18 protein-coding genes are annotated in these 19,631 nt (G+C 74.8%); 10 read left to right on the top strand and 8 right to left on the bottom strand.

Annotated elements, in window-relative coordinates; all coding sequences use genetic code 11:
- Positions 1-46: 46 nt before the first annotated feature.
- From ACIPLC_RS07905 to ACIPLC_RS07895, 3 genes are all read right to left on the bottom strand, one after another.
- Positions 47-562 carry a pyridoxamine 5'-phosphate oxidase family protein gene (locus ACIPLC_RS07905; RefSeq protein WP_400472073.1) on the bottom strand — a complete coding sequence of 172 codons (516 nt, stop codon included), beginning with the start codon at positions 560-562 and terminating at the stop codon, positions 47-49.
- Between the two features lie 198 nt (positions 563-760).
- Positions 761-1,441, bottom strand: a complete 681-nt coding sequence (locus tag ACIPLC_RS07900) for a phosphatase PAP2 family protein (protein ID WP_400472072.1) — start codon at positions 1,439-1,441, stop codon at positions 761-763.
- On the bottom strand, positions 1,438-2,106 hold the full coding sequence (locus ACIPLC_RS07895; RefSeq protein ID WP_400472071.1) for a DedA family protein: 669 nt from the start codon (positions 2,104-2,106) through the stop codon (positions 1,438-1,440). Before ACIPLC_RS07895 ends, ACIPLC_RS07900 begins: the two co-directional genes overlap by 4 nt.
- A 115-nt stretch (positions 2,107-2,221) precedes the next feature.
- Between ACIPLC_RS07895 and ACIPLC_RS07890 the strand changes: the two genes are divergently transcribed.
- The 3 genes from ACIPLC_RS07890 to ACIPLC_RS07880 all read left to right on the top strand — a co-directional run bounded on the left by ACIPLC_RS07890 (position 2,222) and on the right by ACIPLC_RS07880 (position 5,639).
- On the top strand, positions 2,222-2,749 hold the full coding sequence (locus ACIPLC_RS07890) for a BlaI/MecI/CopY family transcriptional regulator (RefSeq protein ID WP_400472070.1): 528 nt from the start codon (positions 2,222-2,224) through the stop codon (positions 2,747-2,749).
- Positions 2,749-3,825: a M56 family metallopeptidase gene (locus tag ACIPLC_RS07885; protein ID WP_400472182.1), complete on the top strand. Its 1,077-nt coding sequence runs from the start codon at positions 2,749-2,751 to the stop codon at positions 3,823-3,825. The genes ACIPLC_RS07890 and ACIPLC_RS07885 overlap by 1 nt, the downstream gene beginning before the upstream one ends.
- Positions 3,826-4,124: 299 nt before the next feature.
- Positions 4,125-5,639, top strand: a complete 1,515-nt coding sequence (locus ACIPLC_RS07880; RefSeq protein WP_400472069.1) for a GAF domain-containing protein — start codon at positions 4,125-4,127, stop codon at positions 5,637-5,639.
- On the opposite strand, the gene ACIPLC_RS07875 is transcribed toward ACIPLC_RS07880, so the two are convergent.
- On the bottom strand, positions 5,558-6,058 hold the full coding sequence (locus ACIPLC_RS07875) for an SsgA family sporulation/cell division regulator (RefSeq protein ID WP_400472068.1): 501 nt from the start codon (positions 6,056-6,058) through the stop codon (positions 5,558-5,560). The genes ACIPLC_RS07880 and ACIPLC_RS07875 overlap by 82 nt on opposite strands.
- 337 nt (positions 6,059-6,395) lie before the next feature.
- Between ACIPLC_RS07875 and ACIPLC_RS07870 the strand changes: the two genes are divergently transcribed.
- The 5 genes from ACIPLC_RS07870 to ACIPLC_RS07850 all read left to right on the top strand — a co-directional run bounded on the left by ACIPLC_RS07870 (position 6,396) and on the right by ACIPLC_RS07850 (position 11,262).
- The gene (locus tag ACIPLC_RS07870) at positions 6,396-7,706 is read left to right on the top strand and encodes a hypothetical protein (protein WP_400472067.1); all 1,311 of its coding nucleotides are present in this window, start codon (positions 6,396-6,398) and stop codon (positions 7,704-7,706) included.
- Between the two features lie 248 nt (positions 7,707-7,954).
- A complete protein-coding gene (locus tag ACIPLC_RS07865) occupies positions 7,955-9,214 on the top strand; it encodes a TerD family protein (RefSeq protein WP_400472181.1) in 1,260 nt (419 codons plus the stop codon).
- Between the two features lie 155 nt (positions 9,215-9,369).
- The gene (locus ACIPLC_RS07860) at positions 9,370-10,332 is read left to right on the top strand and encodes an SGNH/GDSL hydrolase family protein (RefSeq protein ID WP_400472066.1); all 963 of its coding nucleotides are present in this window, start codon (positions 9,370-9,372) and stop codon (positions 10,330-10,332) included.
- Between the two features lie 162 nt (positions 10,333-10,494).
- Positions 10,495-10,983: a GNAT family N-acetyltransferase gene (locus ACIPLC_RS07855; RefSeq protein ID WP_400472065.1), complete on the top strand. Its 489-nt coding sequence runs from the start codon at positions 10,495-10,497 to the stop codon at positions 10,981-10,983.
- 102 nt (positions 10,984-11,085) lie between these two features.
- Complete coding sequence (locus tag ACIPLC_RS07850; protein WP_400472064.1) at positions 11,086-11,262, top strand: hypothetical protein; 177 nt, start codon at positions 11,086-11,088, stop codon at positions 11,260-11,262.
- A gap of 65 nt (positions 11,263-11,327) precedes the next feature.
- On the opposite strand, the gene ACIPLC_RS07845 is transcribed toward ACIPLC_RS07850, so the two are convergent.
- Together ACIPLC_RS07845 and pruA are read right to left on the bottom strand one after the other, a co-directional pair.
- Entirely contained in the window at positions 11,328-12,257 is a 930-nt protein-coding gene (locus ACIPLC_RS07845; protein WP_400472063.1) for a proline dehydrogenase family protein, read from the bottom strand.
- A gap of 213 nt (positions 12,258-12,470) precedes the next feature.
- Positions 12,471-14,099, bottom strand: coding sequence for an L-glutamate gamma-semialdehyde dehydrogenase (pruA, locus tag ACIPLC_RS07840; RefSeq protein WP_400472062.1), 1,629 nt, complete (start codon positions 14,097-14,099; stop codon positions 12,471-12,473).
- 299 nt (positions 14,100-14,398) lie between these two features.
- On the opposite strand from pruA, the gene ACIPLC_RS07835 reads away from it, so the two are divergent.
- The gene (locus ACIPLC_RS07835) at positions 14,399-16,054 is read left to right on the top strand and encodes a PucR family transcriptional regulator (RefSeq protein WP_400472061.1); all 1,656 of its coding nucleotides are present in this window, start codon (positions 14,399-14,401) and stop codon (positions 16,052-16,054) included.
- A 32-nt stretch (positions 16,055-16,086) separates the two neighbouring features.
- On the opposite strand, the gene ACIPLC_RS07830 is transcribed toward ACIPLC_RS07835, so the two are convergent.
- Together ACIPLC_RS07830 and ACIPLC_RS07825 are read right to left on the bottom strand one after the other, a co-directional pair.
- On the bottom strand, positions 16,087-17,583 hold the full coding sequence (locus ACIPLC_RS07830; RefSeq protein ID WP_400472060.1) for an alkaline phosphatase PhoX: 1,497 nt from the start codon (positions 17,581-17,583) through the stop codon (positions 16,087-16,089).
- A gap of 170 nt (positions 17,584-17,753) precedes the next feature.
- Positions 17,754-18,920 (bottom strand): hypothetical protein, encoded by a 1,167-nt coding sequence (locus ACIPLC_RS07825; protein WP_400472059.1) that lies wholly within the window; start codon positions 18,918-18,920, stop codon positions 17,754-17,756.
- Between the two features lie 250 nt (positions 18,921-19,170).
- Between ACIPLC_RS07825 and ACIPLC_RS07820 the strand changes: the two genes are divergently transcribed.
- Entirely contained in the window at positions 19,171-19,614 is a 444-nt protein-coding gene (locus tag ACIPLC_RS07820; protein WP_400472058.1) for a VOC family protein, read from the top strand.
- The last annotated feature ends 17 nt before the right edge of the window (positions 19,615-19,631 follow it).

Here is a 19,631-nt window from a genome sequence, read left to right as displayed (position 1 = left end):
CCCGAAAAGTTGTACAGACAACACGGGGAGAACCGGCTCCCGGAGCCTAGGACCGCAGCACCCGCGCCCGCAGGTAGTTGCGCCGCCCGAAGTTCGGCTCGTCCACCGCCGTCAGCTCCTCCACCTGGAACCGGTACAGCGCCGCCGCCCCGCCCCCGGTGAGGAACTGCCGCCGCACCTGCTCGTCCTGCGCGAAGGACGGGTACCGCCCCTGGTAGGCCGCCAGCGCCGCCTCGGCCTGCCGCCCCCAGGCCTCCCTCGCGCCGCCGGTCAGTTGCAGGCCGCGCAGTTGCTCGCCGAAGACCGGCGGCGGGAGGAAGACGGTGGCGGCGGCCCGGGCCTCCTCGGCGAGGTGGTGGCTGTGCCGGGTGGAGCGCTCGCTGACGAAGTACAGGACGAGGTCGTCGTCGTACGCGAAGAAGGCCAGGTTGGCGTGCGGGCCGTGCTCGTGGCCGGCGGTGGCGAGGGTGAGCACCATGGCCTCGGCGAGCAGGCCCTCGACGCCCTTGTGCGGCGACTCGCCCGGCCAGTCCCCCTGCGTGATGTCGAGTCGGTACGGCATTGGCACTCCCTCCGCTGGCACGCCCGGCGCTCCCGCGCCCCGGCACGACTGAGCCGGGCGGGTTCCCCGCGAAGGGGCCCCACGCCCGGCTCACATGCTCTACCCGCCATCCCGGCCAGACAAGGGTCGGACGGGCTACGGGGAGGCTACGGAATCAGCGCCGTCGGGTCTCGCCGTCGGCACGGTCGGCTCGCGCCGTCAGTGCTGCCGCGTCCCGTACGAGGCGTGGCGGCCACCGGCCATGGCCGGCACCGAGCCCGGCCCGAGCAGCGGGCGCAGCGCACCCGCCCGCATCCGGTCCACCAGCGGCCCGCAGCGGCCGGCGAGCGGCGCCAGCACCATCGCGACCAGGAGGCCGACCAGCGCGCCGACCGCCACGTCGTGCGGGTAGTGCACGCCGACCCAGACCCGGGAGGCGCCCATCAGCACCGCGAAGATCCCGGCGATCCAGCCGAGCCGCCGGTCGGCGAAGGCGAACCAGAGCGCGGTGGCGGCGGCGAAGGCGATCACGGTGTGGTTGCTGGGGAAGGACCAGTCACCGGCGCCCGGGCAGGTCTCCAGCGAGACGCTGCCGGGGATCTGGGCGCACGGCCGGACTTCTTCAACCATGCCCTTGAGCACCGAGTTGATGCCGTACGCGACGACCACGATCACCGGCGAGGCGAGCACCTTGGCCATCACGGCCGCGTCGGCGCCGCGCGCCCGCCACCAGGCGTAGACCATGAAGACCGCGAACAGGCCGAGGCCGAGCGCCGACCAGACCTTGATCAGCTCGTCGAGCCAGTGCGGGGCCGCTTCCGCCCACCCGTTGACCCGGGTGTAGAGGCTGCCGTCGATGCCACTGCCGTCGTAGACGGCGAGAGCCCGGGAGGGCGTCACTTGTCACCTCCGTGACGGCGCGCCCTACGGGCGCGGAACAGTTCGAGAACAATGGGGAGCACGGAGACAACTACTACCAGACCGATGATCGGGAGCAGATATCTGTCGATGCTGGGGATCGACGATCCGAGCCCGTACCCGGCGAGCACGACGCCGACGGTCCAGACGGCGCCGCCGGTCACCTGCCAGAAGGTGAACGAGCGGACCGGCACTTCGAGCACGCCGCAGAGCGGGTTCAGCACCGTTCGGACCACCGGGATGAAGCGGGCGAGCACGATCGCCTTGCCGTGGCCGTACGTGCCCAGCAGTTCCTCGGCCCGCTCGACGCCCTCCAGCAGGCTCTTGCGCTTGGTGCGGCGCAGCAGCGCGCGGCCGCCGCGCTTGCCGATCAGGTAGCCGACCTGGGCGCCGGCCAGCGCGCCGACCAGGGCGGCGGGCAGCACCTGGACGAGTTCCAGCTGCGGGCCCTTGGTGGCGCCGGGCACACACAGCAGGCCGGCGGTGAACAGCAGCGAGTCGCCGGGCAGGAAGAAGCCCACCAGCAGGCCGGTCTCGGCGAAGAGCACGACGGCGATGCCGAGTGCGCCGAAGGCGGCGAGGAGCGAGGACGCGTCCAGCGGGTTCACCGCGAGGTGAGCGGCCGGATCGGCGAGGAACTGGAGCAAGGCTGGCGGACCTCCCGTACGTTGGGGGGCGGTTCACAGCAGAACCCGCCCCGACCGTCTACAGTGACGTAGACGGTCTACATGACTGTAGACGAAACCTGGAGGAAGCGCCGCCATGTCCGACGTACCGTCCGCCCGCCGGCCCGCCGGGGAGCTGGCGGCCGAGGTGCTGGCCGCGCTCTGGTCGGCCCGGCAGCCGATGACCCCGCAGGACGTCCAGTCGGCACTCGGCGGGGACCTCGCCCGCACCACCATCGCCACGATCCTCGCCCGGCTGCACGACAAGGGCACCGTGGAACGCACCCGGGCCGGCCGCGCCTACGCCTACACCCCGACCGTCCAGGACACGGCGGGCCTCGCCGCCCGCCGGATGCACACCGAGCTCGGCCGCGAGGCCGACCGCTCCACCGTGCTCGCCCGCTTCGTCTCCGACCTCTCCGCCGAGGACGAGCAGCTGCTGCGCGACCTGCTCGGCGACGGCGCCCCGGGCGTCGGCGACGGCCTTCCGGGCCTCGGCGACGCCATCCCGGGCCTCGACGCCACCCCAGACCTCGACGCCATCCCGGGCCTCGACGCCATCCCGGGCCTCGGCAACGCCACCCCCGCACCCGGCCACCGCGCCCCCGGGGCGGCCGGGTCGTGATGGTCGCCGTCTGGGCCCCGCTGCTGCTGCCGTTCCTGGCCGCCCCGCTGGCCCGCCGCCTCGCCGACGCGCTGCCGCCCCGGGCCGCCGCCTGGATGCTCGCCGGGACGGCCGCCGTCCTGGCCACCGGCACGCTCTGCTCGCTCGGCCTGCTCGCCGCCGCCGGGCTGCTCCAGCTCCCGCCGGTCGCCGCGATCGGCCACCTGTCGCTGCCCTGGCTCACCGCCGCCGCGCCCGCCGCCCCGGTGGCGGCCGCCGTCGCCGGACTGGTGCTCACCGCGCTGAGCGCCCGGGCCATCCGCACCGCCCGCCACCACCGGTCGGAACTGCGCGAGGCCCGGTCCGCCCTCCCGCCCCGCCCCGCACCGGCCGGGGACCGGCATCCGGACACGCGCCCCCGGCCCGCCGCCGTGCGCCGGACGCGCACCCCGCAGGCCGTCCTGGCCTGCGCCCACGCCCTGCTCCAACCGGGCGAGCACCCGCTCGCCGTCCTCGACGACGAGCGCGCCGACGCCTTCGCCCTGCCCGGGCGCCTGCCCCGCCCCGGCCGACCCGGCGAGCCCGGCCGGATCGTGGTCACCTCCGGCATGCTGCGCATCCTCACCGGGCCCGAGCGGGCCGCCCTGCTCGCCCACGAGCGCGCCCACCTGACCGCCCGCCACCACCTCTTCCTCGCCCTCGTCGAGCACGCCGCCGGCCTCCACCCGGCGCTGCGGCCGCTGCGCGCGCCCCTCGGGTACCACCTGGAGCGCTGGGCCGACGAGGTGGCGGCCGCCCGGGTCGGCGACCGCGCCGTGACCGCCCGCGCGGTCGGCCGGGCCGCCCTGGCCGCCGGCCGCTCCCCGTGGCCGGGCCGGCCCCGGCTGGTCCCCGCCGCCCACTCCGGGCCGGTCCCGCGCCGGGTCGCCGCCCTGCTCCAGCCCCGCCCGGCAGCCACCACCGGCACCCGCCTGCGCGCGGTCGCGATCGCGCTGGCGGCCTGCCTGGCGCTGAGCACCGCCGCCTCCCTGGAGGCCACCGCCGACCTGCACCACACCGTGGAGGCGGCCCAGCGCGGTACCGGCGCGGAACGCTGAGCGACACCGGCACGGAACACTGAGCGACACCGGCACGGAACGCCGCCCCCGGCAAGATCCACCAAGCCCTCACAAGGTTGGCGCCGGGCCCGCACCGAGCCCGCATCAGGGCCGCACCAGGCCCACGCCAGGACCCGCACCAGGGCCCGCGCTAGCCATCACACCTCGGCATGTCCACGGTCATGCCGTCCGGTATGCCGAGTTGGCAGACCCCGTCCCCAGACACCCACCACCCCCGTACGCTTTCGTCAGCGCGTCGACCCCGACGCGGCCTCGAACGGCGGCGAGGAGCAACGCGAGTGCGGCAGACCGGACGGCAGTCCCGACGACCAGAACGCCGCACCGCGCCGACCGCGGCCGAGCTGGCCAGGGTCCACGACCGCACCCTCGCCGAAGCCGCCGCCCGCGAACTCGCCCAGCCCCCCTACCCCGACCCCGGCGCCCCCGGCCTGCTCGAACCCCGCCCCGAGATCGGCGACTCCTGGGCCCGGCTGCGCCGACTCGGACTCGACCCCGACGCCGGCGCCGCAGCCGTCCACCTCGGCCCCGCCGAGATCGAGCAGCGCCGTCGCACCAGTGGCCTGGACGCGGTCATGCCGGTGCTGCGCGACACCCTGCTCCAGCCGGTCGGCCAGACCCCACTGATCCTCGCCATCGCCGACGCCGAGGGCCACGTGCTGTGGCAGGAGGGCGAGCGCGCCCTGCGCCGCAGCGCCGACCGGATCGGCTTCCTCACCGGCGCCCGCTGGATCGAGGAGAGCGTCGGCACCAACGGCATCGCCGTCGCACTGCGCGCCCAGCGCCCGATGCACGTCCACTCCGCCGAGCACTACCTGCGCAGCCACCACTCCTGGACCTGCGTGGCCGCCCCCGTGCACGACCCGGGCACCGGACGGCTGGTCGGCGCGATCAACCTCAGCGGCCCGGCCCGCAACGTCCGCCCGTACCTGCTGCAGCTCACCGCCACCGCCGCCCGGCTCGCCGAGACCGAGCTGCGCGCCCACCGGCTGGAGGCGCTGCACCAGCTGCGCACCCTGGCCGCCCCGATGCTCGCCCGGGTGGCCGGCCCGGCCCTGGTGGTGGACTCCGCCGGGTGGACCGCCGCCGCGGCCGGGCTGCCGCCGCCCGGCCGGCTGCGGGTGCCGGTCGACGGCTGGGGTGCCGCCTCCGTGCACTGGGTACCGGGCCTCGGCGAGTGCGCCCTGGAACCGCTCGCGGACGGCTGGCTGGTGCGGCCGGTCCGGCCGCCCGAGGCGGACGACTCCGGCACGGTGACCGCCGAACAGGCCGAGGGCGCCCGGCTCCGGCTCGACCTGCGCCGTCAGGACCGCCCGGAGCTGACCGTACGGGGCACGGCCGGCAGCTGGTCGCACCCGCTCAGCCCGCGCCACGCCGAGCTGCTGCTCCTGCTCGCCACCGGACGCGAGGGCAGCACCGCCGCGCAGCTCGCGGAGGCGCTGTTCGGCGACGCGGGCCGGACGGTGACGGTCCGCGCCGAGCTGTCCCGGCTGCGCCGCTACCTGGGCGGCCTGCTGGCCCACCGGCCGTACCGCATCACCGAGTCGGTGCTGGTCACGGTGGACGGGCCGGACGACCCGTACGACCTGCTGCCGGCCTCCTCGGCCCCGGCCGTCCGGCGGCTGCGGGCCGGGCTGGCCGCGGGGACGGTCCGGCTGCCGGGCGCGGTGCCCGTCCCGCAGCCGCGCGGGCCCGCCGACGCCCCGACCGGGCCTCAGCCGCCCGCGAGCAGCGCGGCCAGCTGGGCGTCGGTCGGGCCGCAGGCGCGCTCCGCCTCGGCGGAGACCAGCGCGTAGGTACGGTCCAGCCACGCCTGCACCCGGGGCTTGGAGGCCTCCAGCAGGGCGCTGCCGTGCGGCGATTCGAGCGCCAGGTGCAGCGTCGAGCCGTGGCACGGGCAGTACGCCGGCCACAGTTTGACGTCGCCCTGGCCGCTCAGCGCCTGTAGGCCGTCACGCAGCAGCTCGCGCGAGAACACCCAGTCGGCCTCGTCCGGCCGCCCCAGATGGAAGGTCAGCAGCACCTCGTACGGGCGCGCGGCATCGAACCGGAACCGGGTGCGCACCTCCCCGACCACCTCTTCCCCCAGTGAGATCCGCAGCGTCAGCACCTCCTCCACCGCCGCCGGAGCGGCGGTGGAGCCGTCCCCATCGCCGCCCGTGGGGGTGGCGGCGAGGGGTGCACTGGAGGCTGCGGACAGCGGGTCGGGCGGCATGACGGTCTCTCCGGGACGGCGTGGGATGACCTCAGCCTGGGCCACTTCCGGCCGGGCGGGCAAGGGTTGCAAGGAGGTTGCATTAATCCCCGTTCGGGCGAACCGCCCACCACCCGACACATCGGACGGACCGTCAATTTTCGTTCGTCGAACGGGTGTCCACGAAATGGATCGAGACCGTTCAGGATGCGCCGGGCCGCTGGTACGCTCTCCCCCTCCCGGCGCGGGCCCCACCCGGACCCCGGCCGACCGACCCCGGGCGGCTGATGCCGCCCCGGTGGCGGCGCGTGGGAGAATACCGCGACCGCTACGGCGACTTCGGGGAGGGAGGGGTCCGGTGGCTGTGCGCGAGGACACTGCGCGGGACGTGCGGCACGAGCCCGAACGGCACGGCCGGCACGGGCGGCCGCGCCCGTTCGGCGGCCGGTTCCGGCTGCCCACCCTGCGCTTCTCCGGTGCCGCGATGGCGATGTCCACCGTCGTCGGCATCAGCATCGCCACCACCCTCCTGCTCAACGAGCAGCAGGGCGTGGGCCGGCGGGCCGGGGTCGCCCGGGTCGGCACCACCCCGCCGCCCACCCCCGCCGCGGGCGACCAGGCCGAGGCCGTCGCCGACCAGGCCCCGACCGCACCGAACCCGACCTCGCCGAACCCCGCCGACCTCCCGGCCACCGGCCGACCGCCCGCACCGCACCCCTCGGCGCACCGCCCGGCGGCGGCGGAGGGCACGGCCACCGGAGCGGCCTCGCCCAGCGCGCCCCGCACCCGGTCGGCGCCCCCGGAGCCGGCCGGCGGACAGGCCGCCGCCGAACCCGGGTTCGGCCGCAACCCCGACACCCGACCGGCCGGCACCGGCCAGCCCGCCACGCAGGCCGACGCCGCGACCGGGCCCTCGCCGTCGGCCCAGCCCGTCGCGCCCGCCGCCGAGCAGCCGGCCGCCCCCTCCTCGACCTCCCCCTCGCCGACCACGCCGCACGCGCCCGGACCCCGCCCGGCCGCCCCGCCCCAGCCCGCACCGCCGCCCGGCGCGGCCACCCCGGACACCGACGGCCCGGCCGCCGGCACCCCCGACCCGGCCCCCGACCCGGACGCCGACCAGGCCCTGGCCGGCGTCGCCACGGTCACCCCGCTCGGCCGCGACGGCCTCCGGCACCAGCTCGACCTCGCCGTCACCGAGCCGCTCACCGCGCTCCAGGCCGAATTCCGGCTCGCCCCGGGCGAGTTGGCTCCCGGCAGCGGCACCGCCTGGACCGACCTGCCCGGCGCGGTCGTCACCGCGCAACAGGACCGCGGCACCCTGGTCTACCGCTTCACCACCCCGGCCGGCACCGACGTCCCGCCCGGCCACTACACCTTCGGCGTGCGCGGCACCCGCCCGGCCGCCGGACCCTCGGGGCCCACCGGCCCGTCCGGCCCCTCCATCCCGTCCGGTTCGTCCAGTTCGTCCGGCCTGTCCAGCTCGTCCGGCCTGGTCCGCAAGGCCGCGGCGGCGGAGACCTGGAGCGCCGCCGCCTTCGGCATCGACCGCCCCCGGGCGGTCGCCGCGCTCGGCTCCTTCGGCCCGGTCGCACCGCAGCCGGCCACACCCGAGGCGCCCGGGCTCCCGCCGCGCCCCGGCACGCCGCCGGCGGCCATCGCGCCCCGCTGACGTCCGGGCCCCCGTCCGGCCCGACCGTCCGGCCCCGCCGTGCAGACCCGCCGTCCAGACCCGCCGTCCAGACCCGCCGTGCAGACCCGCCGTCCAGCCGTACCGTCCGACGATCCGACAGGTCACCGCCCCGGACGGGCTCATCCCGACACGCCCGTTCGTTACTGTGGGCAGCACCCGGCCCGGCGGTCCCAGCGACCCCGGCCGGCCGCCGTTCCGCACCCGAGGAGGAGTCCGTGTCCACCGTCCTGACCCAAGGCGGCAACGCCCCGCTGACCGCCGCGCGGGTGACTGTCGAGGTCACCGCACCCAAGGCGCTGGACGTCTCCGGTCTGCTGCTGACCGACGCCGGAAAGGTGCGCTCGGACGACGACTTCGTCTTCTTCAACGCCCCGCACGGCCCCGGCGTCAGTCACCGTCCGGCCGCCGCCGGAGCGCCGGACGCGATCACCGTCGACACCCTGGCCGTCCCGGCCGGCATCACCAAGATCGTGGTGACCGCCAGCCCCGCCGACCAGGCCTCCACCTTCGCCGGGATGGAGCCGACCGCCACCGTCCGCGACGCCGACACCGGGCAGGTCCTGGCCACCTTCACCCCGCCGCAGCTGGGCCAGGAGACCGCGCTCATCGTGGTCGAGGTCTACCAGCGCGGCGGTGCCTGGAAGGTGCGCGCGGTCGGCCAGGGCTACGCCAACGGCCTGGCGGGCATCGCCACCGACTTCGGCGTCGCCGTCGACGACTCCCCCGCTTCGACCCCGGCCCCGGCCCAGGCCCCCGCCGCTCCCCCCACGGCCCCGCCCGCCCCTCCGGCCCCTCCGGCCGCTCCCCTGGCTCCCCTGGCTCCCCCGGCGCCCCCCGTCGACCCGCGGATCGCCCTCGCCGCCACCCCGCCCACGCCCCCGGCCGCTCCGCCGGCCCCGCCCGCCCCCGCCAAGGTCACCCTGGACAAGGGCCGGGTCAGCCTGGTCAAGGGCAGCTCGGTCTCCCTGGTGAAGAACGGCCGCCCGTTCCTCTCCTCGGTCCGGATGGCGCTCGGCTGGGAGCCCGCCGGCCGCGGCCGCAGCGTCGACCTGGACGCCTCCTGCCTCGCCTTCGACGCCCAGCGCAAGAAGCTGGAGACGGCCTGGTTCATGAAGCTGACCGTCTTCAAGGGCGCGATCGCCCACTCCGGCGACAACCTCACCGGCGGCGGAGCCGGCGACGACGAGTCGATCACCGTCCACCTGGACGGCCTGCCGGCCGAGGTCACCGGCCTGGTCTTCGTCGTCAACTCCTTCTCCGGCCAGCGGTTCACCGAGGTGAAGAACGCCTACTGCCGCCTGCTGGACGCCCGGACGGAGGAGGAGCTGGTCCGCTTCGACCTCACCCACTCCGAGCCGCACACGGGTGTGGCGATGTGCAAGCTGGTCCGGCAGTCCTCCGGCGAGTGGGTGATGACCGCGCTCGGCGAGTACGTCGACGCCAAGACCGCCCGGGCGATGGTCGAGCCGTCCGCCGCCCTGCTCTGACCGACCCCGACGCCCGACCCAGGGCCGATCGGCCCAACGTCACGGCCACGCACGCGAATTCACCCTCCCGAGGCATCAAGTCGTCCACCCGTCGACTCGATCTACCTCTAGGGGGGTGAATCGCGCTCTCCCGCGCACTCGTTGAGGGAGAGACCGTGCCACGCTTCCTGTCCCGCCTCGCCGTCGCCGGCACCGCCGTCGCGCTCACCGCCGGCCTGGTCACCCCGTCCGCCGCCCAGGCCGCCGCCGTGCCGTCCGGCCGCGTACGGGCCCTCGCCTGGGCCGCGCTGGGCGACTCCTACACGGCCGGCGTCATCGAGGCCACCGGAGACGAGACCGCACCTCGCGACGGCTGCGCCCGCACCACCGGCTCCTACCCCGAAGTGATCCGCCGCGACCTCGGCGGGCTGGTCGACCTGCGCAACGTCAGCTGCGGCGGCGCCACCGTCAAGGACGTCTACCAGACCAAGGGGGCCCCGTCCGGCCGCCCGCTCCCGCCGTTCGGCACCGACCCGGACGCCCCCTTCGCGCCGGTCCCGCCGCAGATCGACGCCGTCCCCCCGGGCGCCGACCTGATCACCGTCGGGATCGGCGGCAACACCCTCGGCTTCGCCGAGATCCTCAAGAGCTGCATCGAGCTCGGCGCGACGAACCTCGGCCGGGGCACGCCCTGCAAGGACACGTTCGACGCGAGCCTGCCCGACCGCCTCAACCAGCTGCGCGGCGACTACGACCAGATGCTCGGCGCCCTGCACGCCAAGGCTCCGTCCGCGCGGCTGCTGGCCGTCGGCTACCCGCACCTCGTCCCCGAGGACGCCACCCGCTGCACCTACGGCAGCCTGGAACAGTTCGCCACCTTCACCACCGGTGACCTCGCCTGGGCCCGCACCGCCATCCTGGAACCGCTCAACGCGATCATCGCCCAGCGGACCACCGCCCACGGCGACACCTTCGTCGACCTCTACCCCTCCACCGCCGACCACAGCGTGTGCGACCAGGACCACTGGCTGGACGGCGTGCTGACCAGCATCATCCCGCTGCACTACGCGCTGGTGCACCCCAACGCCGAGGGCCAGGCCCACGCGGCCGCCCTGGTCGAGGACGCCATCCTGGGCTGACCCGCCGTCCGGTGCGCGGGGCAGGCCCCCAACCGCCCCGCGCACCGGAAGACGCACGCCGGAGGACGTGCCCCGGAGGACGCACACCGGAGGACGCACACCGGAGGACGCGCACCGGAAAACCAGTGGCCCGCCCCGCCCGCCGTGGATCATGCTGAGCGGATGCTCATCCGCGAAGCCGCCCCCGAGGACTGGTCGGCCATCTGGCCCTTCTTCCACGCCATCGTCGCCGCCGGCGGGACCTTCCCCTACCCCCTCGACCTCTCCTCCGACCTCGGCCGGGAGTGGTGGATACTCGCCGCACCCAACCGCACGGTGGTCGCGGTGGACGAGGCCGGCACGGTCGTCGGCACCGCCAACATGACCCGCAACCGCCCCGGCAACGGCGCGCACGTGGCCAGCGCCAGCTACATGGTCGACCCGGCGCAGCACGGCCGCGGCCTCGGGCGGGCCCTGGCCGAGTACACCCTCGACTGGGCCCGCGCCAACGGCTACCGCGCCATGCAGTTCAACGCCGTCGTCGCCAACAACCACCACGCCGTGAAGCTCTACCGGTCCCTCGGCTTCGACATCGTCGGCACCGTCCCCGAAGCCTTCCACCACCCCGTCGACGGCTACGTCGGCCTGCACGTCATGCACCGGCCGCTGTAAGGCGGTTCCGGTCAGGGAGTTCGCTACTCCTCGATCGCCCCGCCGACCCGCCGCAGCGTGTCGCCGGAGGCGATCCGCCCGGCCTCGAACTCACGCCATCGAGTGAAAACCCACCGTGCACCGCTCTACCTCCTCATCGACCGCGAGAAGTCGCGGGTCAGCCTCTTCAGCAAGCCCCACCGCGAGGAGTACACCGAGGTTCACCTGGCCGCCTTCGGCGAGCCACTCCCGCTGCCCGACCCCTTCGGCTTCGAGCTGGACACCGAGCCGTTCCTCTGACACGCGAAACGGCCCGCACCCCCCTTCCTCCAGGAGCGCGGGCCGTCGTCGAGCGGGCGCGCGGGTCAGCCGCGGGTGGCCATGGCGCGCAGGAAGAAGGTGAGGTTGGCCGGGCGCTCGGCGAGGCGGCGCATGAAGTAGCCGTACCACTCCTGGCCGTAGGGCAGGTACACGCGCATGGTGTTGCCCTCGCCGGCGAGGCGCAGCTGCTCCTCGGGGCGGATGCCGAACAGCATCTGGTACTCGAAGGAGTCGCGCTTGCGGCCGTTCCACTGGGCGAGCTGGCCGGCGATCTTGATCATGTTGGGGTCGTGCGAGGCGATCATCGGGTAGCCCTCGCCGGCCATCAGGACCTTGAGCGCGCGGACGTACGCGAGGTCGACCTCGTGCTTGCCCTGGAAGGCGACCGACTCGGGCTCCTTGTAGGCGCCCTTGCACAGGCGCACGCGGGAGCCGGGGCCGGAGAAATCGCGGCAGTCGGCCTCGGTGCGGCGCAGGTAGGCCTGGAGCACGACGCCCAGCCAGGGGAAGTCGGCCCGCAGCTCGCGCGCGATGGCGAGGGTGGAGTCGGTGGTGGTGTGGTCCTCCATGTCGAGGGTCACCGTGGTGCCGGCGTCGGCGGCGGCCTCGCAGATGCGGCGGGCGTTCTCCAGCGCGATCTTCTCGCCGTCCACCGGGAGGAACTGGCCGACGGCCGACAGCTTGACCGACACCTCGGCGCCGGCCGCGAGGCCGGTCTCCTTGAGCGCCTTGAGCAGGTGCTCGTAGGCCTCGGCGGTGCCGGCGGCCTGGGCGGCGTCCTGGGTGTCCTCGCCGAGGTGGTCCAGGGTGACCTTGCGGCCGGTGGCGATCAGGTCGTCGGTCGCGGTGACGGCGTCGTCGAGGACGTCACCGGCGACGAAGCGCTCGACTATCGCGTGGGTCGGCGGGAACTTCTCGACCACGGTGCGGACCTGCGGCGACCGGGAGGCCGCGAGAAGGGCGGAACGGAGCATCGTGACTCCTGGAGCTGGTGCTTCTAAGGGTGGCAGAAGGGGGCCGGGGCGGCGGGCGGCGGGTGGGTGTGCACCGCCGCCCCGGCGGGCGACGCCCGGCTGCGGGGCCGGGCGTCGCGGGTGACCGAGTGGTCAGGCGACCGGAGTGGTCAGGTGACCGGCGCGGCCACGTGACCTGGACGGTCAGGTGACCGGAGCGGTCGGGAGGGGCACTCAGCCCATGTGCGGGTAGCGGTAGTCCGTCGGCGGGACGAAGGTCTCCTTGACCGAGCGGGTCGAGGTCCACCGCGCCAGGTTCTGCTTGGCACCGGCCTTGTCGTTGGTGCCGGAGGCCCGGCCGCCGCCGAAGGGCTGCTGGCCGACGACGGCGCCGGTGGGCTTGTCGTTGATGTAGAAGTTGCCGGCCGCGAAGCGCAGCTTGTGCATGGCGTCCTGGGCGGCCGCGCGGTCCTGGGCGATGATCGCGCCGGTCAGGCCGTAGGCCGACGCCGACTCCATCTGGGCCAGCATCTCGTCGTACTTGTCGTCCTGGTAGACGTGCACGGCGAGGATCGGGCCGAAGTACTCCTCGCGGAAGTACTCGGCCGCCGGGTCCTCGCAGACCAGGACGGTCGGGCGGACGAAGTAGCCGACCGAGTCGTCGTAGGTGCCGCCGGCCAGGACCTCGACCTCGGGGTCGGCCTGGGCGCGGTCGATGGCGGCCTTGTTCTTGGCGAAGGCGCGGTCGTCGATCACGGCGGACATGAAGTTCGCCAGGTCGGTGACGTCGCCCATGGTGAGGCCCTCGACCTCGGCGGCGAACTCGTCCTTGAGGCCGGCCCAGATCGAGGCCGGGACGTAGGCGCGGGAGAGCGCCGAGCACTTCTGGCCCTGGAACTCGAAGGCGCCGCGGGTCATCGCGGTCTTCAGCACGGCCGGGTCGGCGGACGGGTGGGCGACCAGGAAGTCCTTGCCGCCGGTCTCGCCGACGATCCGCGGGTAGGTGCGGTAGCCCGCGATGTTCTCGCCCACGGAGCGCCACAGGTGCTGGAAGGTGGCGGTGGAGCCGGTGAAGTGGATGCCGGCCAGCGCCGGGTGCTTGAGCGCCACGGCGGAGACGTCCAGGCCGTCGCCGGTCACCATGTTGATGACGCCCTTGGGCAGGCCGGCCTCCTCCAGCAGCTGCATCAGCAGGTGCGCGGAGTACTGCTGGGTCGGGGACGGCTTCCAGAGCACCACGTTGCCCATCAGCGCGGGCGCGGTCGGCAGGTTGCCGGCGATCGCGGTGAAGTTGAACGGGGTGATGGCGTAGACGAAGCCCTCCAGCGGGCGGTGGTCGCTGCGGTTCCACACGCCGTCCGAGGAGATCGGCTGCTCGGCCATGATCTGGCGGGCGAAGTGGACGTTGAAGCGCAGGAAGTCGACCAGCTCGCAGGGCGTGTCGATCTCGGCCTGCTGGGCGGTCTTGGACTGGCCGAGCATGGTGGCGGCGGCCAGGGTCTCGCGCCAGGGGCCGGCCAGCAGGTCGGCGGCCTTGAGGAAGATCGCGGCGCGGGAGTCGAAGGAGAGCGCCTGCCAGGCCGGGGCCGCGGCCAGGGCAGTGTCGATGGCCTCCTGCGCGTCGGCCTGGGTGGCGTTGCGCAGGGTGCCGAGCCTCGCCGCGTGGTTGTGCGGCTGGACGACGTGGATCTCGGCGCCGCCGCCCATGCGGCGCTCACCGTTGATCGTCATGGTCAGCTGGACCGGCTCCTGGCCGCCCAGCTCCTTCAGCTTGGCCTCCAGACGGGCCCGTTCCGGGCTGCCCGGGGCGTAGCTGTGGACCGGCTCGTTCACCGGCGCGGGGACCTGGGTCACAGCGTCCATAGAGCGCACGCTCTCCTTCGTTGATGCGGGGGGATGCCGGCGCGGGTCGCACGCCGGCCACAGCACGAACGCTATTCCTGCCCCAGGGGCCACTTGATTGGCCGGGCGGCTAAATTCCCCCGTACGGCGTTGTCCGGCCCGACGAAGGGGTCACGGCGCGGTCACAGCGCGCCCTTGACGGCCCGTCTCGCCGGAGGCCACCCGGTGGCACCCGCCGGTTCACGAAAGCCGGGCCGCGACGCTGTCCGCCCGGCTAAAATCAACCACACGGCATTGTCCGAGCGGATGAAGGAGGCCCGATGACGACCCCCGGCCTCCCAGCCACCTCCGGCCCCCCAGCCGCCCCCGGCCTCCCGCCCGCCTCCGGCCTCCCGCTCCGCCGGCTGCTGATGTCCCTCGGCGAACCCCTGGTCGAACTCCAGGCCGCCCCGCAGGGCCTGGACGTCCCGGTCCGCGACGTCGCGATCCTCGACCCGGAGGACCCGCCGACCGCCGCCCCCGGCGAACTCGTCCTCGCGATCGGCGCCCGCGGCCGCGCCGCCCTCCCCGCCCTGCGCGCCGCCGGACGGGCCGGCGCCGCGGCGGTCGCGGTCAAACTGGACGGCCCCGGCCAGGCGGACGCACTGCGCGAGGCCGCCACCGAGGCGGGCGTCGCCCTGCTCTCGGTCCGCCGCGAGACCCGCTGGGAGCACCTCGACTCGCTGGCCCGCGCGATCATCGCCGGCCCGGACGCCCCGGACACCCCCGGCTCCCCCGAACCCAACGCGGGCGACCTCTTCTCCCTCGCCCAGACCGTCGCCGTGCTCACCAACGGCATCGTCTCGATCGAGGACACCTCCAGCCGGGTGCTGGCGTACTCCCGCTCCTCCGACTCGGACGAGGTCGACGACCTGCGCCGGCTCTCCATCCTCGGCTGGCAGGGCCCCGAGCCCTACCTGTCCAAGCTCCGCGAGTGGGGCATCTTCCAGCACCTGCGCACCTCGGACGCCCCGATCGCCGTCGAGCCGCACCCCGAACTCGGCCTGCGCCGCCGCCTGGCGATCGGCATCCGGGCCGGGGCGCAACCGCTCGGCACCATCTGGGTGCAGGAGGGGGCGCAGCCGCTGGCGCCGCTCGCCGAACCGGCCCTGGTCGGCGCCGCCCGGGTGGCCGCCGCCCAGCTGGTGCGCCGCCGCCGCGAGCTGTCCGCCGACACCCGGCTCACCCGGACCCTGCTCACCGGCCTGCTGGAGGGCTCCACCGGCCCGCAGTCGCTCGCCACCCACCTGGGCCTGGACCTGCGCCGCCCGGCCACCGTGCTCGCCTACAGCGCGCACACCACCGAGGCGCTGCACCGCTCCGACGTCACCGGCCTGATCTCGGTGCACACCGCCGCCCGGCACCGCACCGCCCTGCTCGCCCCGATCGAGTCCCGGGTGTACGTGCTGCTGCCCGAACTCCCGCCCGGCCTGCCGATGGCCACCGTGCGCGGCTGGGCGGACGAGGTGGTGGCGGCCGCCCGGGAGCACCTCGGCGTCCCGCTGCGCGCCGCGATCGGCTCGACCGTGGACGGCCTGGCCCAGGTGCCGGAGTCCCGCGCGCAGGCGGACCGCATCCTGGACGCGATGGGCCGCGGCGGGGTGGACCTCGACGTGGCGGCGCTGATCGACGTCCAGGCCGAGGTGCTGGTCAGCGAGATGCTCGCGCTGCTCCAGGAGCGCTCCGGCCTGCGCGACCCCCGGCTCACCGCGCTCGCCGCGTACGACCGCCGGCACGGCACCCGGCTCGCCGAGTCGGTGCTGGCCTGGCTGGACGCGCTCGGCGAGGTCCGGGTCGCCGCGGACGCCCTGCACATCCACCCCAACACCCTGCGCTACCGGGTGCGCCGCGCCGAGCAGTTGACCGGCATCGACCTCGCCCAGCCGCAGCAGCGCCTGCTGGCGATGCTGCAACTGCGGCTGCCCGCGGACGAGTAGTCCGCGGGCAGCCTCGCTTCACGCGCTGCGGCTCACTGGCCGTAGCCCTGGCCCCGCTTGTGCTCGTTCAGCCGGCGCCACGGCCCGGTGATGGCCAGCTGGACGCCCGGCACCTGGATGTTGGCGAACAGCGTCTTGCCGTCGTCCGAGAAGGTCACGCCGGTGAACTCGCTGAACTCGGGCTTGGCCGCGCTGCCGATGTTCAGCTCGTTGCGCGCGATCGGGTAGACCAGCCCGTCCTCGGTGGCGCCGAACAGGTGCGAGATGCCGTCGCCGTCCTCGGCGATCACGATGCCGCCGTACGGCGAGACGGTGATGTTGTCCGGGCCGTCGTAGTTGTCGTGGTCGCCCGAGACGTCGTTGTTGACGCCGAGCAGCACCTTCAGGGTGATGGTGCGGCGGGCCGGGTTGAAGAACCAGACCTGGCCGTCGTGCTGGACCGGGCTCTCCGAACGGGCGTAGCTGGAGACGAAGTAGAAGCCGCCGTCACCCCACCACATGCCCTCCAGCTTGCGGGCCCGGGTGACCTCGCCCGCCTTGAACTGCTTGCGCACCGAGACGGTCTTCGCGTCCCGGTCCTGGACCTTCACCCAGTCCACGCCGTAGACGGTGCCGACCTTGTCGGCGCGGGAGAGGTCGTCGACGAACGTGCCGCGCGAGTCGAAGACCTTGAAGGCCTCCAGCACACCGGCGTCCTCGGCGAGCTTGCGCAGCTTGTACCGGCCGTGCTTGAACCCGGCCGGCGGGGTCCAGCGGAACAGCAGGCCGTTGGGGTTGGAGGCGTCCTCGGTCAGGTAGACGTGACCGCGCTTCGGGTCCACCACGACGGCCTCGTGCGCGTAGCGGCCGAAGGCCTTGACCGGCTGCGGGTCGCGGTTGTAGTCGTCGTCGAAGGGGTCGACCTCGAAGATGTAGCCGTGGTCCTTGGTGAAGCCGTTCTTCCCGGCCCTGTCCTCGGTCTCCTCGCCCGACAGCCAGGTGCCCCACGGGGTCACGCCGCCGGCGCAGTTGGTGGAGGTGCCGGCGATGCCGACCCACTGCTCGACCGAGCCGTCCCGCTTGGCGTGCACGATGGTGCAGCCGCCGGCCGCGCCCGGGTCGTAGACGTGGCCCTCGGTCAGCGGCACCGGGTGGGGCCAGCCGGACCGCGCGCCGGACAGCTCGTGGTTGACCACCATCAGGTTGCCGCCGCGCTCGTCCTCGAAGGCGGAGGTGCCGTCGTGGTTGCTCGGGGTGAACTCGCCGGTGCGCAGCTTGGTCTGGCCCGCCCGGTTGAGCACGCGGTACGAGAAGCCCTTCGGCAGCGACAGCAGGCCGGCCGGGTCCTGCACCAGCGGGCCGTAGCCGATCGCCGTGCCGGCGGCCGAGTTGGTCCCGGCGGCGTCGGCGGGCGCGGCCGGCAGCTCGCCACCGGCCGGGGCGGCGATCGCGCCCGGGGCGCTGGCCAGCACCTCGGCGCTGCCGGCGATCAGCACGCCGGCCCCGACGAGGGTGGAACGGTTGACGAAGTCCCGGCGGGACAGCGACATGGCAGCAACTCCTGAGCGGTGAGCAGGGGCGTCGAGACGGGGCGCCGACGCCCAGCAGACTCCGCCGCGGGGATGAACCCGGCATGACGCCCACCTCACGCCGAGGAGGCCATTTGCCAACCGATGACCGACACATGACCTTTGCTTTGCCCAAGGCCGCCCTGGCGGGGTCACCCCGACCGCGTCGTCCGCCACTGCTCCCAGGCCGACAGCCACAGCTGCTCGGTGAGCCGGTGCTCCTCCCAGACCTCCGGCCCGCCGCCGCCCGACCGCTCCCGCGAGAGCTGCTCCCAGGCCCGCTGCGCCGGCAGGCTCGCCACCTCGCTGGCGAACACCGTGTACCGGACGACCTCCTCGACGGCCGCCGCGCCCTCCGGCGTGCCGATCAGCCAATGCGTGTGCCGGGCAAGCCGGTTGAGGTGGTTGACCATCGCGGTCAACGCCGCCGTCGCCTCCTCCCGGGTCTCGGTGGCGAGCCGCATCTGCTGGCGCACCGCCACCTCCCAGCGCACCGCGGAGGCGTCCCCGCGCGGGCTCCGCGGCGTCCGCCCGGACCGGACCTGCGCCTCGATCGCGGCGGACTCGGCGATGCTCTGCGCGATCAGCTCCCGGTGCGCCTCCAGCCCGACTGCGGGCGGCAGTTCGCGCTCCTCCACCGGGACCTGCCGGGCCCGCCGGGCGGCCAGTGCGCCCAGCAGTTCGGTCCGGCCGCGCAGGTACGGCTCGAAGTCCGCGATCCCGCCGAGTTCCACGCCGCCGGGCGACACCCCGCGCCCGCACACCGTCACGGTCAGCCCGCCGATCCGCAGCCGCCCGGCCCAGACCGGGCCGGCCCCGTCGGCGGTCGGCGCGCCCGGCCAGAGCACCGGCCGGTCCTCGTGCACCTCCACCGGGTACGGCTCGCCGTCCACGGTGATCCACTCGCGCAACGCCCGCACCCGGCCGGGCCCGTCGCCCTCGTCGACCCCCAGGTGCTCGTAGACCCGGTCCCGCTCGTCCTCGACCACGTCCTCCAGCTCGGGCAGGTCCTCGCCGTGCTCGGCGCCCGGCCGGTAGGTGCGCACGGTCACGTACGGGCCGGCCGCCGAGCCCCAGTCGCCGGACTGCACCTCGACCCAGGCGAGTTCGCCGCCGGAGGTCTCGAAGGCGGCCAGCGCGTCCCCGCCACCGCCACGGCCCGGCGTGTCACCCCCGCGGTCCGGTGCCTCCCCGCCACGGCCCGGAGCGCCCCCGCCACCGCCACCGCCCGGAGCGTCACCCCCGCGGTCCAGTCCGGCGACCACGCCGTACACCGGGAAGTCGGCCGCGGCGAGGGTCCGTCGGGAGAAGTCCTCCACCGCGGCGAGACGATCCTCCTGGGCCCTCGGGTCCGGGACGCGCGCAGGCGCCGTCCGCCCGACGTTCCACTCCGGAGGCCTGCCGCCGCTCTCCCGCATCATCCTGTGCCGCACCCCCGAGTCCTCGCGCCCGCACCGCCGACGCCACCTTAGTGCCCGGGACCTGCCGGGTCATCAGCTCAGGTGCCGGGCACCGGCGCAGGCCGTGTCAGGACGCGCGGTTGTCAGCCGCCCTCCCTACCCTGGCGGCATGACAGCAGACAGCAGCTTCCCGGCCCGGATCAGCATCGTCACCCTCGGGGTCTCCGACCTCGACCGCAGCACCCGCTTCTACGAAGACCTGGGCTGGAAGCGGTCCTCCGCCTCCAGCCCGGAGATCGTCTGGTTCCGCACCGCCGACTCGGCGCTCGGCCTCTTCCCCACCGAGGAGCTGGCCGCCGACGCGGGCGTGCCCGCCACCGGCGAGCCCGCCTTCCGCGGCGTCACCCTCGCGGTGAACCTGGAGTCCCCCGCGCTGGTGGACGCCGCCCTGAAGACGGCGGTCGAGGCCGGCGCCGTGGTGGTCAAGCCGCCGGTCCCGACCAGCTGGGGCGGCTACTCCGGCTACTTCGAGGACCCGGACGGCCACCTCTGGGAGCTGGCCCACAACCCGTTCTTCCCCTTCGCCGAGGACGGCTCCCTCGATCTCCCGTAGGTCCCGTAGGCCCCGTG

The sequence above is a fragment of the Kitasatospora sp. NPDC086801 genome (genome assembly GCF_044745805.1).
Taxonomy (GTDB): Bacteria; Actinomycetota; Actinomycetes; order Streptomycetales; family Streptomycetaceae; genus Kitasatospora.
The sequence above is the reverse complement of the archived record's forward strand: the minus strand, read 5'-3'. Positions and strand labels throughout refer to the sequence as shown.